A 15,340-nucleotide genomic window follows, 5' to 3' on the forward strand; every position below is an offset into this window, starting at 1 on the left:
TATTTTTTGAAACTAATGAGGAGAAATACTCCTAAGCTCCTTAGGCATCGAGAAAACTATATTCTCTTCGCGCCCCTGCAGCTCTTCAACTTTGCCGCCACCTAACGCCTGTAAACGCTGGATGACCTGATTCACCAGCACGTCGGGAGCAGAGGCACCCGCAGTAACACCCACGGTCCCACAGTCCTCCAGCCAGGAGTATTCGATCTCCTCAGCATTATCAATCAGATAGGCCGTCGTACCCATACGCTCGGCCAACTCACGCAGACGATTGGAGTTGGAGCTATTGGGTGAACCAACTACCAGTAACAATTCACATTCGGTAGCTAACTGTTTGACCGCATCCTGCCTATTTTGAGTGGCATAACAAATATCGTCCTTGCGCGGCCCCTGGATAGCGGGAAAGCGCTCCTTAAGCGCATCGATAACGCGGGCAGTATCGTCCATAGACAACGTCGTCTGAGTGACATAGGTCAGGTGTTCCGGATCCTGCACTTGCAGACGTAGAACATCTTCTGCATCTTCCACCAAGTAGATGCCGCGACCTTTCTTTTGCTCGTAGCGCCCCATGGTGCCTTCAACTTCCGGGTGACCCTGGTGACCGATCAACACGCATTCCATCTCTTCGTTACTGTGACGAGCCACCTGCAGATGCACCTTGGTCACGAGAGGGCAGGTGGCATCAAATACCTTGAGACCCCTCGCATCCGCCTCGTCCTGAACGGCACGGGAAACACCATGCGCACTGAAGATGACGATGGAGTCATCAGGTACTTCATCCAGCTCATCGACAAAGACCGCGCCGCGCTGCTTGAGGTTCTCGACGACAAACTTATTGTGCACGACTTCGTGTCGCACATAGATAGGCGGCTCAAACAGGTCCAGGGCGCGATTAACAATTTCAATGGCACGATCAACGCCAGCGCAAAAGCCTCTTGGATTGGCAAGTTTGATTTTCACAAGCACTCCTACAACTTATACAGCTGGCTGAACGTCAATAATTTCCACATCAAACAGCAGGGTTCGACCGGCCAATGGGTGATTAAAATCGACCTCAACCACCGTTTCACTCAACCAGGTGACCACACCCGGCAGCTCAGAGCCACCCTGATCCGCAAAGGACAGCATAACCCCTTCAGATAACTCAATATCAGTACCAAACTGGGTACGTGGCATACGCTGCACGTTCGCCTTATTATGTATACCAAAGCCTTGCTCAGGAGCCACAGTAAACTGCTCGCGGGCGCCAGGCACCAACCCCTGAATCAGGCTCTCAAAGCCCTCAGGCAAATTGCCATCACCAATGGTCAAAGTAGCAGGAGCCTTATCAAAGGTGGAGTCTACTTCGACACCATCTTCGAGCTTCAGAGAAAAATTCAGGGTGACGGCCATATCGGGGCCAACGGAGTAATGACTCATTTTCCTTTCCCGGCAACCAGGTGCCTGTCAGTTTTCAGTTTCTTTAGCCGAGTCCCGATTGCGAATGGCATCGAGAATCAGCATAAATGCACCCAGAGTAATCGCGCTATCGGCAATATTGAACGCAGGAAAATAACTATTCTGGTAATACACCAGAATAAAATCGACCACATGCCCAAGCACTACACGATCATACAGATTCCCCAATGCCCCTCCCAATACCAGCGCCAGAGCGATCGCCAGCCAGCGCTCATTTTGCTTGAGAGACTTTAACCAGAACACCAACATCAGGCTAACCCCCAGGGCAATGGCAGCGAAAAACCAACGCTGCCAGCCCGACGCATCGCTGAGAAAGCTAAATGCGGCGCCGGTGTTATAGGCCAGGGTAAAATCAAACATTGGCAGCACGGACACACGCTCATAAAGCTCAAACGCACCGACAACATAGTGTTTACTCAATTGGTCCAGCACCACTACCAGCACCGTCAACCACAACCAACGCAACATACCTAACTTCTGCACCAGAGACTGCCCTTATCTATTACCATCAGTCCGTTAAGCAAAACGACGTTGCTCACCCTCACCATCAACATTAGTCACGCAGCGCGGACACAGCTCTGGATGAGCATCGTTCTGGCCAACCTCTTCCAGGCGGTGCCAACAGCGCACGCACTTCTGATGCTCAGATGCCTTCACCTGAAGTTTAAGGCCTTCCAAATCGGTATCCACGGCATCGTCACCCGCCTTTGCCAGAGGTGCTACCTGCGCCTTGGAAGTAATTAATACAAAGCGTAACTCTTCGTCCAGTTCAGCCAACAACGATTGCAAACTCTCATCACAATAGAGTGTTAATTCTGCTTCCAACGAACCACCAATCTGCTTCTGGTTACGGGCATTTTCCAGCTCTTTATTGACCGCTGTTTTGAGTACCATAACCTGCGACCAATAGTCGCGACCCAGCTTTTCGCTGTCAGATAAAGGTGATAGTCCGTCATACCAGACATTAAGCAGAACCGATTCGTTGCGATCACCCGGCAGCGCCTGCCAAATTTCTTCGGCAGTAAAGCTCAGAATCGGGGCAATCCAACGCACCAAAGCTTCGACCACATGGTAGATAGCCGTCTGGGCGCTGCGATACACCACGCTGGATGGCTGCGTGGTATACAGGCGATCCTTAAGAATATCCAGATAAAAGCCGCCCAGATCCTGAGAGCAAAAGCTGCTGATTTTCTGGCACAGACTGACAAAGTTGTACTGCTCATAATGTTGTTCGATCTCTGCCTGCAGCTGCAACGCACGGTCAACCACCCAACGATCCAACGCGATCATCTGCTCCGGCGCCACCTGATGCTCACTCGGATCAAAGTCGTGCAAACTACCCAACAGAAAACGCGCGGTATTACGAATGCGGCGATAAGCATCGGCGGTGCGCTTAAGGATCTCATCCGAAACCGCCATTTCTGAACTGAAATCGGTCGAAGCGACCCATAGACGTAACACATCGGCGCCGTACTTATTCATCACATCCTGAGGTGCCACCACGTTACCGATCGACTTGGACATCTTGCGCCCATCCTGATCGACGGTAAATCCGTGGGTTAATACCTGCTTGTAAGGGGCGGTACCGCGAATAGCGATCGACGTCTTCAGCGACGACTGGAACCAGCCACGGTGCTGATCCGACCCTTCCAGGTAGATATCCGCTGGGGCACGCAGATCATCACGACGATCCAGCACAGAATAATGGGTCACCCCGGAATCGAACCAGACATCCAGCGTATCGGTAACTTTTTCATACTGATCGGCCTCATCACCCAATAGCTCCGCGCTCTCGAGTTCAAACCAGGCATCGATACCCTTCTGCTCAACTTTCAAGGCAACCTGCTCAATCAGCTCAGCAGTGCGCGGGTGCAGCTCCTGGGTTTGTTTGTTCACAAACAGGGCAATCGGCACCCCCCAGGTACGCTGGCGCGAGATACACCAGTCCGGACTCGCTTCCAGCATGGATTCAATGCGAGCCTGCCCCCAGCCGGGGAACCACTGAACGCCCTTAACCGCTTCCAGAGCGTCATGCTTGAGATTATTCACCGTCATACTGACAAACCACTGCGGCGTGGCCCGATAGATCAGGGGAGTCTTGGTGCGCCAGCAATGGGGATAGCTGTGCTCCAGCTTATCCTCACGAACCAGACGCCCGTTACGTTGCAACACCTCAACCATTGCGGGATCGATTTTATATACGTGCTGACCCGCAAACTCACCTGCGGCATCGATAAAGACACCATTATCATCGACCAGATTCAGGGTGCCGATCTGGTAGGCGCGACCGACCACGAAGTCTTCCACACCATGATCCGGGGCGGTGTGAACCGCACCTGTACCCGCATCCGTGGTCACATGATCACCGAGAATGATCGGCAACTGTCGCTCATAGAACGGATGATGCAACGGCTTCAGTTCCAGCGCTTTACCAGAAGCTCGAGCCACCAGTTTCCAGGACTCGATGCCATAGCGTTGCATCACATCTTCGACCATCGGTTCGGCCAACATCAGGCGCTCAGTTCCCTGGCCGGCATCCAGCTCAACCAGCACATAACTCAGATCGGCACTCAGGGAAACCGCCTGACTGGCAGGCAGGGTCCAGGGAGTCGTGGTCCAGATAACCACTGAAACAGGCCCTTCGCCGCCGCCTTCCAGCGGCTCGAAGGCCGATAGAAAATCCTGCTCATCAACGGGTGCATAACGCACATCCAGCTGGGTTGAGACCTTGTCCTGGTACTCGACCTCTGCTTCAGCCAGAGCCGATGCGCCCACCACACTCCAGTAAACCGGCTTGTAGCCCTTGGTCAGGTGGCCATTCTCGGCGATCTTACCCAGCGCTCGAATGATGTTGGCTTCAGTCTCGAAGTTCATGGTGAGATAAGGGTTATCCCAATCACCCAGAACCCCCAGGCGCTTGAAATCCTCTCGCTGGCCATTTACCTGCTTGGCGGCATACTCACGGCATTTCTGACGAAAATCCGCGTAAGAAACCTTGTTACCGGCCTTGCCAATTTTCTTCTCGACCTGGTGTTCGATAGGCAAACCATGACAGTCCCAACCGGGTACATAGGGTGCATCGAACCCTGCCACCGTGCGTGACTTGACGATGATGTCCTTGAGAATCTTGTTAACGGCATGGCCGATATGAATATTGCCGTTGGCGTAAGGAGGACCGTCGTGCAGGATAAACTGCTTATCACGACCACGGCTCACTTCACGAATCTTTTCGTACAGGCCCATGTCGTACCATTGCTTTAGCATCTGGGGCTCGCGTTGAGCCAGATTGGCTTTCATCGGAAAGCTGGTTTTGGGCAGATTCAGTGTGGACTTATATTCAGTCATGGGCTTGGTATCTATTCAGTTATTGATCTGTGGAAACAAAGAACTTTCGTGCGTTATCGATATCCTGATGGATCGCCGACGTTAACGCATCGAGAGACTCAAACTTTTTTTCATCACGCAGCTGGCACACAAATTCTGTGACCAACTCCTGACCGTAAAGGTCGCCGTCGAAGTCCAGCAAGTGCACTTCGAGTAACGCTTTACGGCCGTCGACCGTAGGCCGCATGCCAATGTTAGCCACGCCGTTGTAGGCTTTACCCGCAACCCGGGCCCTTACCGCGAACACTCCTCGCAACGGTGCCTGCAGACGCTTCAATTGCACATTGGCGGTGGGCACGCCCAGTTCACGGCCAAGTTTCTGACCGTGGGCAATGCGACCGCGAATGGCATAGGGAGCCCCCAACAAGCGCTCAGCTTCGTCCAATCGATTTTCGGCCAGCGCCGCACGAACGCGAGTGCTGCTAACGCGCTCGCCTTCGTCCAAAATGGTGCGGGTATGGGTTACTGCAAACCCCTGCTCCAACCCGGCTCTTTGCAAACGATGAAAATCACCACTGCGGTCACATCCAAAGCGAAAATCATCCCCCACCACCAGATAGCGCACCCCCATACCCTGCACCAGTACCTGATCGATAAACTGATCCGCCGACAATGAACGGAGACGCTGGTTAAAACAGAGGCAGACCACTCTATCAACACCGTGATGGGTTAACAGGGCCAGTTTTTCGCGCAAGCTGCTCAGCCGCGCCGGAGCCTGATCCGGGGCAAAAAACTCCCGGGGCTGGGGTTCAAATAACACGACAGCCGAGGGGAGCTGCAACTGCTCCGACTTCTCGTGGAGTTGAGTCAGAATATCCTGATGGCCGCGATGCACGCCGTCAAAGTTACCGATGGTCGCTACGCAGCCCGGCACAAGCCGGCCCAGATTCTGTAATCCGCGGATCAACTGCATAGAATTAAACCAGGGGTCTCCATATATAGAGGGTAAAGCAGGGATAATTAGCCCAGACTCACCAGAGAGCGACAAAGGCGGAAATTATATAGTAGTGGGGCTTGGGAGAACACTAGGGTAAGGCCCTGTCTGGCGCTAAAGGTGGCATTAAGCACCAAAACAAGGCTGGCACTAATAGCGGAATTGCCTGGGCCGCATTCCGGACAACAACAAAACCCCTCCATAGGTCAGCAATCCGGCTGCCACCAGCAGAGCCATCTCGACAGATCGTTGCCACCACCCCCAGGACAACCAGGATTGCACATCCGCCACCAGATACAGCAGCACCGCAACCATTGCCAGATTCGCTACCAATAGCCGAACCCCATATAAATGCCAACCCGGCTGTAGCTCAAACACGCCTGCTCGTCTCAGCCCGAGGAACAGCAACGCCGAACTGAGAAACGCCGAAAGCGAAGTCGCCAGAGCCAACCCCGCATGCTGCAAGGGCCATACAAGAATAAGATTCAACACCATATTGGCCACCATCGCCTTGATGGCAATTTTGACCGGCGTTTTGGTGTCCTGTCGAGCAAAGTAACCGGGCGCCAACACCTTGATCATCATAAAGGCCAGCAAGCCACTGGCGTAAGCCCGCAGGCTCATCGAAGCCATCAGCACATCCCGATCCTGCATGGCACCATAATGGAAAATAGTGGCGATTAGTGGCTCTGCCAGTACAAACAAAGCAACCGCTGATGGCAACCCGATCAACAGCACCAAACGCAACGCCCAATCGAGGGTTTTGGAAAACGCCTGCGGCTGGTTTTCAGCTTGCCGGCGGGAAAGGCTGGGCAATATTACGGTGCCGATAGCGATACCAAACACCCCAAGCGGCAACTCCGACAGACGATCGGAGTAGTAGAGCCAGGAGATCGAACCCGTTTGTAAAAAGGAGGCCAGTACGGTATCCAGCAAGAGATTAATCTGACTCACCGAAACCCCAAACAGAGCCGGCAGCATTAACGTCATAATGCGCCTCACACCCTCATGCTGTGGACGTAAACGCGGTCTGGGCAGAAGCCCCAAACGCCACAAAAAGGGCAACTGAAACAACAGCTGAGCCACGCCGGCGGCGAACACCCCCCAGGCCAGAGCCATAACAGGCTGATCGAACATTGAGGAAAAAAACAGGGTCGCCGCAATCAGGCTCAAATTAAGCAGGACCGGGGTAAATGCAGGCACGGCAAAGCGCCCATAGCTGTTCAGAATAGAACCACAAAATGCGGTCAGAGAGATCAACAACAGATAGGGAAAAGTAATGCGTAGCATCTCCCCGGCCAAATTCAGCTTTTCCGGAAGATCATGAAAACCCGGAGCGAACAGCATGATAAGCAAAGGCGCAGCAACCACACCTATACCGGTAATGGTCAGCAATACCCCGCCAAGACTGCCGGCCACGGCATCAACCAACTCTTTCACCTGCGGCCGCCCCTGCTGACTGCGGTATTCGCTCAAGACCGGAACAAAGGCCTGGGCAAAAGCCCCTTCGGCAAACAATCGACGCAGAAAGTTAGGGATTTTGAACGCTACGAAGAAGGCGTCAGCCTCGGCCTTGGAACCAAAGTAGTTGGCAATAACCACATCACGCACCAGACCCAGAACGCGCGACAACATGGTCATCACACCCACCACGGCGCTGGATCGCAACAATCCCCCTTCGGCTTTTGCTTCGCTTTCTGCCACTACTCAATGATCCCTTAACGGTGACGGCTTCGCGCCGAAACAGATTACTTGCGGATATTACAGTTCGCGCTATTATAGCGCCAGATTCACACTCGCCGCTGACAATCCTGCCAGTGGCGAACATCGCGAAACTTTACCCTGACGACTGTTGACAATGGTCGACCAAGTCGGCATAGTTGCGCGTCTTAAATTCATCGACCCTAATTTCAAGGAGCAAGACGGTGGCAAACTCCCCCTCTGCTAAAAAACGTGCGCGCCAAGCTGAGAACCGTCGTCAGCATAACGCCAGCTTGCGCTCTTACGTACGTACTACTATCAAGAAAGTTCTCTCAGCCGTAGAAGCTAACGATAAGGAACAGGCTCAAGCCGCTTACGCTGCTGCCGTTCCCGTTATCGACCGTATGGCTGACAAAGGCATTATTCACAAGAATAAAGCCGCTCGTCACAAAAGCCGCCTGAACACAAAAGTAAAGGCACTGGCTCAGGCGTAAGCCCTGACGATATAAAAAAACCGGCATCTGCCGGTTTTTTTATGCCTGAAATATCGCTCGGCAAGTCACACGAAAGATATCTGACTCACCACAGCGCTAGACCAACACCAGATTGTCCCGGTTCACCAATTCCGGATCACCCACGTACCCCAAAATGGACTCGATCTCACGGGATGGCTTACCCAGAATTTGCGATGCTTCTTCGGCACTGTAATTGACCAGACCACGAGCGACCTCCCGCCCATCCACACCGACACAACTGACCATTTCGCCACGAAGGAAGCGACCTTCAACCCCTGTCACCCCAACCGCCAGCAAGCTTTTACCCGACTCACGCAACACTCTCACAGCCCCTGCATCCAGACGCAGGACGCCACAGGTTTTTAAATGACCTGCCAACCACTGCTTACGCGCTACCAAGCGCTCCTGCTGCGGCCACAGCAAGGTTCCGAGCGATTCCTGGGCCAGCAAACGAGTCAGCACATCCGGCTCTCGCCCACCAACGATAATCGTATGAGCGCCAGAACGCGCCGCCAATGCCGCCGCCTTCACCTTGGTAATCATACCGCCACGGCCCAGACGACCCATACCACCCGCCGCCATGGCGGGTAATTCCGGATTATCCGCTGCCGACTCGGCGATCAACTCCGCCTCCGGATCTACAGATGGATTAGCCGTAAACAGACCTTTCTGATCGGTCAGGATCACCAACAGGTCCGCATCCACCAGATTAGCCACCAGCGCACCCAGGGTGTCATTATCACCGAAACGAATTTCATCGGTGACTACCGTATCGTTTTCATTAATAACCGGTACCACACCCAGCTTCAGCAACGTGGTCAGAGTACTTCGCGCATTCAGATAACGCTGGCGATTGGAAAGGTCCGCATGGGTTAACAAGACCTGCGCCGTCGCCATACCATGGCGATTAAAGTGACTCTCATAGGTTTGCACCAAACCCATCTGACCAACAGCGGCCGCCGCCTGCAGCTCATGCATGGAGTTTGGGCGCTCCGACCACCCCAAACGGGTCATACCCGCCGCAACGGAGCCAGAGGATACCAACATCAACTCGATACCCTCAGCCCGCAGGCGGGCCATCTGATCCACCCAACCTCCGATAGCCTCAACATCCAACCCCTTGCCGTCATCGGTTAACAGGGCACTACCAATTTTCACCACCCAGCGACGAAAGCCAGGAATTTTATTACGCCGCACGATTGGCACTCCGATTTCTAACCTTAAGGCTGATACACAACATCGACATCATGATCATCATCGCCGTCATCATCATCGTCATCCACCAACCCCAGCTTGCGCGCCTCACGTCGACGCTTCTTCTCTTCAGACAGCAGGCGCATCTGCTCACGCGCCTCAGCCTCCATCTGCGCCTTAAACTCTCGCTCCTGCTCTGCACTGGCTTCATCTTCAAGCTCCCGTGCGTTGCGTTCTTCAATCCGGGTCAGCAGCTGCTGGCACAATTCATTGGTACCCAAGCCTCCAATTGCGGAGATCTGACGCACCTCCCCTTCCCAGCCCAAACCGGAAATAATATCGCTGCATACCTGTTCACGCTCTTCGTCTGGCAGCAGATCCACCTTATTCAGCACCAGCCAGCGCTCCCGCGCCGCCAGCGCCGGACTGAACTGCTCCAGCTCGCGAATAATCGATTGTGCAGCCTCTACCGGATCACTGCCGTCAATCGGCGCCACATCCACCAGATGCAGCAGAATGCGACAGCGGGCCAGATGCTTCAGGAATCGCACCCCCAAACCAGCCCCCTGAGACGCCCCCTCGATCAAACCGGGGATATCTGCAACCACAAAACTGCGGTGCTTTTGTACGCTGACCACCCCCAAATTGGGCACCAATGTGGTAAAGGGGTAATCAGCCACTTTAGGTTTGGCCGCTGACACCGCACGAATAAAGGTAGACTTGCCCGCATTAGGCAAACCCAGCAAGCCGACATCGGCGATCACCTTCAACTCCAGCTTGAGATCTCTTAACTCGCCGGAAGTGCCGTGGGTCGTCTGCCGAGGAGCACGGTTAGTACTGGATTTGAATCGAGTATTACCCAAACCATGAAAGCCACCCTGGGCCACCAGCAAGACCTGCCCCTCTTCGGTCAGATCCCCGATCACCTCGGTGGTTGCCTCATCGATCACTGTCGTGCCTACCGGCACCTTCAGATAAACGTCCTCACCCTTCTTACCCGTGCACTGACGGCTCATGCCATTCTGGCCACGCTCGGCACGGTATTTCCGCTGAAAACGATAATCGACCAGAGTATTAATCGCATGGTCGGCAACCATATACACACAACCGCCATCACCGCCATCCCCCCCATCGGGGCCACCTTTGGCAACGTATTTCTCACGCCGGAAGCTGAGACAGCCATTCCCCCCGTCACCAGCCGCTACGTGCACCAGGGCTTCATCAACAAATTTCATGTAGAGACTCCATAACAGAAAAAATCGCCATTGCGATCTCAGAGTATATCAGTTGCCGCTCAGGCGGCAGACACAAAAAAGCCCCGTACCTGACGGGGCTTTTGCCGTACCAGGCAGCCGATTAAGCGGCGTCGATACGAACGTACTTGCGCTTGGCAGGACCTTTAACCTCGAACACAACCTTGCCGTCTGACTTGGCAAACAGGGTGTGATCTTTACCAATACCTACGTTTTCACCGGCGTGAAAACGTGTACCGCGCTGACGAACCAGGATGTTACCGGCTACGACCTGCTGTCCACCATAGCGCTTGACACCAAGGCGTTTGCTTTCTGAATCGCGACCGTTACGTGTACTACCACCCGCTTTTTTGTGAGCCATTAGATTACTCCTTCGTTCGTTTAACCGGCGTTGATACCAGTGATTTTGACTTCAGTGAACCACTGACGATGGCCCATCTGCTTACGGTGATGCTTACGACGGTTAAACTTAACAATCGTTACCTTCTTGGCGCGGCCATGGTTTACCACCTCAGCGGTCACCTTGGCACCCTCAACGACAGGTGCACCGATCTTTACGTCATCACCAGCTGCAACCAGCAGCACACGATCAAACTCAATGTTGTCACCGGTGGCAACTTCCAGCTTCTCCAGCTTTACCTTATCGCCTTCTGCGACACGGTACTGCTTACCACCGCTTACAATAACTGCGTACATATGTTTTCTCCGAAAATCCAAGATTAGCCTGATACAGGCGAGCCTTGTTGTTAAAGGCATCCAACCGGCAAGCCGGCCAGAATTTTCCCGAAACTCCTGCACTTAGGTGGGTATTTAACCGCTCAAACCCGTGCATGCGGGCTACCATTCCCAATCCACAACCGTAAAGTCGGGTAACAAGTGGAACAGCGCCCCAGGATTTTCAAAATCAGGGGGCGAGGATTCTACGGCATACCAAGCCCTCAAACAACCCTTACAACGCCCGAAATCCGTGACTTCTTGACACTCTCGAGAGCACCCCATAGGATGCGAGCCCATCTTGCACTCATTAAGTAGCCCCGCACCAATGGCCAACAGCAGCCCAATTGCCCGGATTCAAGCGGTTGTCAGCGATGATTTTGCCGCCGTGGACCAACACATCCACCATCAACTCAGCTCCGATGTTCCCCTGGTGCAAACCATCGGTAACTATATCGTTAACGCCGGCGGCAAAAGGCTTCGGCCCTTGCTGGTATTACTGAGCGCCCGCGCCTGCGGTTTTGAGGGCGAATCCCGCATCGCTCTGGCAGCCGTCATTGAGTTCCTGCACACCGCCACTTTGCTGCATGATGATGTGGTTGATACCTCGGACCTGCGCCGGGGCCGGGACACGGCCAACGCCAAATGGGGTAATGCCCCAAGCGTGCTGGTCGGTGATTTCCTTTACTCCCGCGCCTTTGAAATGATGGTGGATATCAGCGATCTGGAAGTGATGCGCATACTGTCCAATGCCACCACCGTGATCGCCCAGGGGGAAGTCCTTCAACTGATGAAGGTTCGCGATGCCAGCACCAGCGAAGCCACCTATATGGATGTCATTCGAGCCAAAACTGCCATGCTGTTCGAAGCCTCAACACACGCCGCCGCCGTGCTTAGCGGCGTCGATAAAACCCATCAAAGCGCCCTGCAACAGTATGGCGACAAACTGGGTATTGCCTTCCAGCTGATCGATGACCTGCTCGATTATCAGGGGGATGCTCAGGAGATGGGTAAAAACGTGGGTGACGACCTGGCGGAAGGCAAGCCAACCCTGCCCCTGATCTATACCATGCGAGAAGGTACCCCTGCACAGTCGGTACTGGTTCGTGAAGCCATTCAAAAGGGTGGCCTCGATCACATTGATGCGATATCTGAAGCCGTGCGCGACAGCGGCGCCTTAACCTATACCGCTAAATTGGCCCAACGATACGCGGACGATGCTATTCAATCCCTTGCTGCACTTCCAGCGAGTGAGGCGCGTACCGCAATGGAATCCCTGGCGGAATTCTCCGTCGCACGCAGCTTCTAACGACTTCCCGAGCAGATGCTTCCCGCTATTTCCTCATCAGGGTATCGAGCTCATCGACGAGCTCGGCCCAATCCCCATCACTTTCAATAGCCTCACGCAAAAACTGGGCCTGAGCTTCGGTCCAGAATGGCGCGTCGGCCAAGGCCATCTTGGCATCAACAGGACCAAACTGCTCAACAAAGTCATCGATCTCCTGATCCGTGCCAGCCAAACCCAGCTGCTCAAATAAGGTGTAAAGGCTATGCTCTGACCTGTCCATTCGCGATCCTCACAATTCGTTAAACGGGGCCTGATCTGTTCGGTGATACAAAACTCCAACAAAGTACATCACCGACAATCAATCCAACCTCTGAAGCGATCAACCATTCATTAAGACAACCAATCTCGGGATACTTCTGTAAAAAGATTGTAAAACAACCTCAACACCGACCTGTAGGTATAAACCACTATTGCACATTCTAGTTCAAACTTGGTTTTTTCGAGCAAATCTATCGACTGTTTTGGCCGCCAAATTTTTTCTCCAATAAGCGTACTGTCAAGACTGTTCAGGGAAAAAACGATCGGTATAATTGCGCCCTTTTTCGCCGCCGGATCCTTCCGGATAATCCGTGACAGGGGTTATAAGTGATCGTATTTACCGTTTCCAACCGTTCCACTGGAAAGCTCTATATTGGTACCACCCGTAACGATCTCACTTTGCAGTGGGATAAAATAGTTGCGGCCGCCGAAGAAGGCCTGGACTTCCCCTTATATAAGGAAATTCGCCTGCACGGGGCTGACAACTTCCAGGTAGAGGAGTGGGACTACACCGATGACCGACACGAACTGGCAACCCTGGAACGCGAGGCACTGACCACCCTGGGTGGCGAATCGTTGCGCGGTTATAAAACTGCCATCGCAACCAAAGCGCCTGTGACCAAACCGGTGCGCCGCAAGCCAATCACTCGAAAAGCAGTCACGAGCAACGCAAAACCCGCTACAACCAATAGTTCAGACAACAAACCGGCGCCGATTAGCAAACCCAAAGACACCGGCACCCTGCGCCACGTCAATGCCGGGGGCGAGTCCGTCGTACGATTCGACCGTAAGCGCAGTAGCATTGAGGATGCCATCGCCGGTATTGGCAACCGTCGGCCCGAACAAACCGTCGTAGATCCGCTGTCTCGCAGCCGATCCTCTCGTGCGCAAGTTCCTAGCTCGTCGCCTGATGCCTCGACGCCCGGCAGCAGCGAGACTATAGAATTGCCAGCGCCTGAGCCACAAACACCCGTCTCAGAAACCGGCTCTGGACAGCAAACGGCAGCCGACGATGATGCTATCAACGCTCATCAAACGGCCCAGATTCCACCCGCAGCTGAGCCTGACATCAGCGCCGTCAAGGATCGCGAGCAGGTTCTGGCCGATGCCCTAAGCGTGTTGCAACAGCTTAAAGAAACACCCATCGCCCAGACTGAAGAGACGACTGAAGCAGAAGCACAGCTTACGACCAGCAGCGAAGCAGTCACTGAAACGGATGAAGAGTCCGCTATCGACGAGCATGCCCAGCAACTTAACGAAGCCATCGCACGACAACGACAACAACTTGCCCAGCGGTGCCAACAGCAACAGAAGCAGTTTTCACACCAGCAAATTGAGCGCATTGATGCCCTGGAGCAACTGGCACAGCAAAAGATGGCTCGACTGAGCAACGCGGCCTGATTAAGCTATGACTATTACCCCACAGGGCACAGAGTCATGACTCGACGCAAGAAAACCAAATCGATTTCTGAAGAGATGCGCAAGATCAGCAAAACGACGCGCAAGGCTATAGAGTCAAAAAATATCAAGAAGCAAAGCCGTCGCGACAAGCCCCGGCAGAAATCAGTGTATGAGCAACATCTGGAACAACAGGATAAGCCGGCGAAGAAGTCATCGGTGAAAACTACTGGCCAGAAAAAGCCTGCCGCTAACGCCGAGCTTAATAAGGCCAGCTCTAATCGTGCTGCGCAAAAAAAACCAAAACCTGGTAAACCGAGCCACCCACCGGAAGCAGCTGCCGCCAAACCGGAACGAAAACCCAAGCCAGAACCTGCGGACATCAATGATATGAGCGGCGATGACCTGTTTGACCTGTTCGACAAGGGCACCTTCCGCCCCTGACAAACCGCCGGCTACTTTCAGCGCGACACCAGCACTTTCAGGTTAGATATAAAAAAACGGGATAGCCTGAGGGCCATCCCGTTTTTTATTAGAAGCGCTGTCGAATTACAGAATATCGAGCAACTGCACCTCAAAAATCAAGGCAGCGAAAGGAGGAATCGCGCCCTGCGAACCCTGCTCACCATACGCCAGCTGATAAGGAACGTACAAACGCCACTTGGAACCCGTAGGCATTAGCTGAAGCGCCTCGGTCCAACCGCTGATCACACCACTCACGGGGAATTCAGCGGGTTGGCCACGCTCGACCGAGCTGTCAAACACGGTACCGTTAACCAAGGACCCGTGATAATGGGTGCGTACGGTTGAGTTCAGAACCGGCTTCTCACCCTCACCCATCTCCAGCACTTCGTACTGCAGGCCAGACTCCAACACGATAACCTCGTCACGCTTGGCATTTTCAGTCAGGAACTGCTCGCCTTCAGCGGCCAACTCCTTGTGCTGCTCGGCCTGGGCTTCACGCACCTTTTCGCTAATCACCTGAAACGCGGCTTGCAGATCCTGATTGGACACCGCACTCTCGACGCCATTGAAGGCATCGCCCAGACCACGCTGAACCAGAGCGATATCGACACCGTCGAAGCTGTTGTCGCGCAGCTGGTCACCCATCTGACGACCAATTCCGTAACTGACCCGACCTTCGTCGGTACTGATGGGGGACTCGTTATTGTCTGACATGCTG

16 protein-coding genes are annotated in these 15,340 nt (G+C 53.8%); 4 read left to right on the forward strand and 12 right to left on the reverse strand.

What is annotated here, in order from left to right:
* Nucleotides 1–12 precede the first annotated feature (12 nt).
* The 6 genes from ispH to murJ form a co-directional block, all read right to left on the reverse strand.
* Nucleotides 13–960, reverse strand: a complete 948-nt coding sequence (ispH, locus tag MIB40_RS11665) for a 4-hydroxy-3-methylbut-2-enyl diphosphate reductase (protein ID WP_319941657.1) — start codon at nt 958–960, stop codon at nt 13–15.
* A 15-nt stretch (nt 961–975) separates the two neighbouring features.
* The gene (locus tag MIB40_RS11670) at nt 976–1,419 is read right to left on the reverse strand and encodes an FKBP-type peptidyl-prolyl cis-trans isomerase (RefSeq protein ID WP_249694282.1); all 444 of its coding nucleotides are present in this window, start codon (nt 1,417–1,419) and stop codon (nt 976–978) included.
* 27 nt (nt 1,420–1,446) lie between these two features.
* On the reverse strand, nt 1,447–1,926 hold the full coding sequence (lspA, locus tag MIB40_RS11675) for a signal peptidase II (RefSeq protein ID WP_249694284.1): 480 nt from the start codon (nt 1,924–1,926) through the stop codon (nt 1,447–1,449).
* Nucleotides 1,927–1,974: 48 nt separating this feature from the next.
* Nucleotides 1,975–4,803, reverse strand: coding sequence for an isoleucine--tRNA ligase (gene ileS, locus MIB40_RS11680; RefSeq protein WP_249694286.1), 2,829 nt, complete (start codon nt 4,801–4,803; stop codon nt 1,975–1,977).
* Between the two features lie 19 nt (nt 4,804–4,822).
* Nucleotides 4,823–5,755: a bifunctional riboflavin kinase/FAD synthetase gene (gene ribF / locus MIB40_RS11685; protein ID WP_249694288.1), complete on the reverse strand. Its 933-nt coding sequence runs from the start codon at nt 5,753–5,755 to the stop codon at nt 4,823–4,825.
* Nucleotides 5,756–5,926: 171 nt separating this feature from the next.
* Nucleotides 5,927–7,480: a murein biosynthesis integral membrane protein MurJ gene (murJ, locus tag MIB40_RS11690; RefSeq protein ID WP_319941658.1), complete on the reverse strand. Its 1,554-nt coding sequence runs from the start codon at nt 7,478–7,480 to the stop codon at nt 5,927–5,929.
* A 221-nt stretch (nt 7,481–7,701) separates the two neighbouring features.
* On the opposite strand from murJ, the gene rpsT reads away from it, so the two are divergent.
* Nucleotides 7,702–7,971, forward strand: a complete 270-nt coding sequence (gene rpsT / locus MIB40_RS11695; protein WP_249694290.1) for a 30S ribosomal protein S20 — start codon at nt 7,702–7,704, stop codon at nt 7,969–7,971.
* Between the two features lie 96 nt (nt 7,972–8,067).
* Here rpsT and proB read toward each other — a convergent pair whose 3' ends face one another.
* The 4 genes from proB to rplU all read right to left on the reverse strand — a co-directional run bounded on the left by proB (nt 8,068) and on the right by rplU (nt 11,135).
* Complete coding sequence (gene proB, locus MIB40_RS11700; RefSeq protein WP_406566464.1) at nt 8,068–9,189, reverse strand: glutamate 5-kinase; 1,122 nt, start codon at nt 9,187–9,189, stop codon at nt 8,068–8,070.
* A 23-nt stretch (nt 9,190–9,212) separates the two neighbouring features.
* Nucleotides 9,213–10,421, reverse strand: a complete 1,209-nt coding sequence (cgtA, locus tag MIB40_RS11705; protein WP_249694309.1) for an Obg family GTPase CgtA — start codon at nt 10,419–10,421, stop codon at nt 9,213–9,215.
* 121 nt (nt 10,422–10,542) lie between these two features.
* On the reverse strand, nt 10,543–10,800 hold the full coding sequence (gene rpmA, locus MIB40_RS11710; RefSeq protein WP_249694311.1) for a 50S ribosomal protein L27: 258 nt from the start codon (nt 10,798–10,800) through the stop codon (nt 10,543–10,545).
* A 20-nt stretch (nt 10,801–10,820) separates the two neighbouring features.
* On the reverse strand, nt 10,821–11,135 hold the full coding sequence (gene rplU / locus MIB40_RS11715) for a 50S ribosomal protein L21 (RefSeq protein WP_249694313.1): 315 nt from the start codon (nt 11,133–11,135) through the stop codon (nt 10,821–10,823).
* Nucleotides 11,136–11,481: 346 nt separating this feature from the next.
* On the opposite strand from rplU, the gene MIB40_RS11720 reads away from it, so the two are divergent.
* A complete protein-coding gene (locus tag MIB40_RS11720) occupies nt 11,482–12,462 on the forward strand; it encodes a polyprenyl synthetase family protein (RefSeq protein ID WP_249694315.1) in 981 nt (326 codons plus the stop codon).
* A 25-nt stretch (nt 12,463–12,487) separates the two neighbouring features.
* On the opposite strand, the gene MIB40_RS11725 is transcribed toward MIB40_RS11720, so the two are convergent.
* The gene (locus MIB40_RS11725) at nt 12,488–12,721 is read right to left on the reverse strand and encodes a DUF2789 domain-containing protein (protein WP_249694317.1); all 234 of its coding nucleotides are present in this window, start codon (nt 12,719–12,721) and stop codon (nt 12,488–12,490) included.
* Between the two features lie 365 nt (nt 12,722–13,086).
* On the opposite strand from MIB40_RS11725, the gene MIB40_RS11730 reads away from it, so the two are divergent.
* Both MIB40_RS11730 and MIB40_RS11735 read left to right on the forward strand, forming a co-directional pair.
* A complete protein-coding gene (locus MIB40_RS11730; RefSeq protein ID WP_249694319.1) occupies nt 13,087–14,160 on the forward strand; it encodes a GIY-YIG nuclease family protein in 1,074 nt (357 codons plus the stop codon).
* Nucleotides 14,161–14,196: 36 nt separating this feature from the next.
* Entirely contained in the window at nt 14,197–14,601 is a 405-nt protein-coding gene (locus MIB40_RS11735) for a hypothetical protein (RefSeq protein ID WP_249694321.1), read from the forward strand.
* Between the two features lie 105 nt (nt 14,602–14,706).
* Here MIB40_RS11735 and MIB40_RS11740 read toward each other — a convergent pair whose 3' ends face one another.
* A complete protein-coding gene (locus tag MIB40_RS11740) occupies nt 14,707–15,336 on the reverse strand; it encodes an FKBP-type peptidyl-prolyl cis-trans isomerase (RefSeq protein ID WP_249694323.1) in 630 nt (209 codons plus the stop codon).
* Nucleotides 15,337–15,340: the final 4 nt, after the last annotated feature.

Source organism: Aestuariirhabdus haliotis (genome assembly GCF_023509475.1).
GTDB classification, from domain to species: domain Bacteria; phylum Pseudomonadota; class Gammaproteobacteria; order Pseudomonadales; family Aestuariirhabdaceae; genus Aestuariirhabdus; species Aestuariirhabdus haliotis.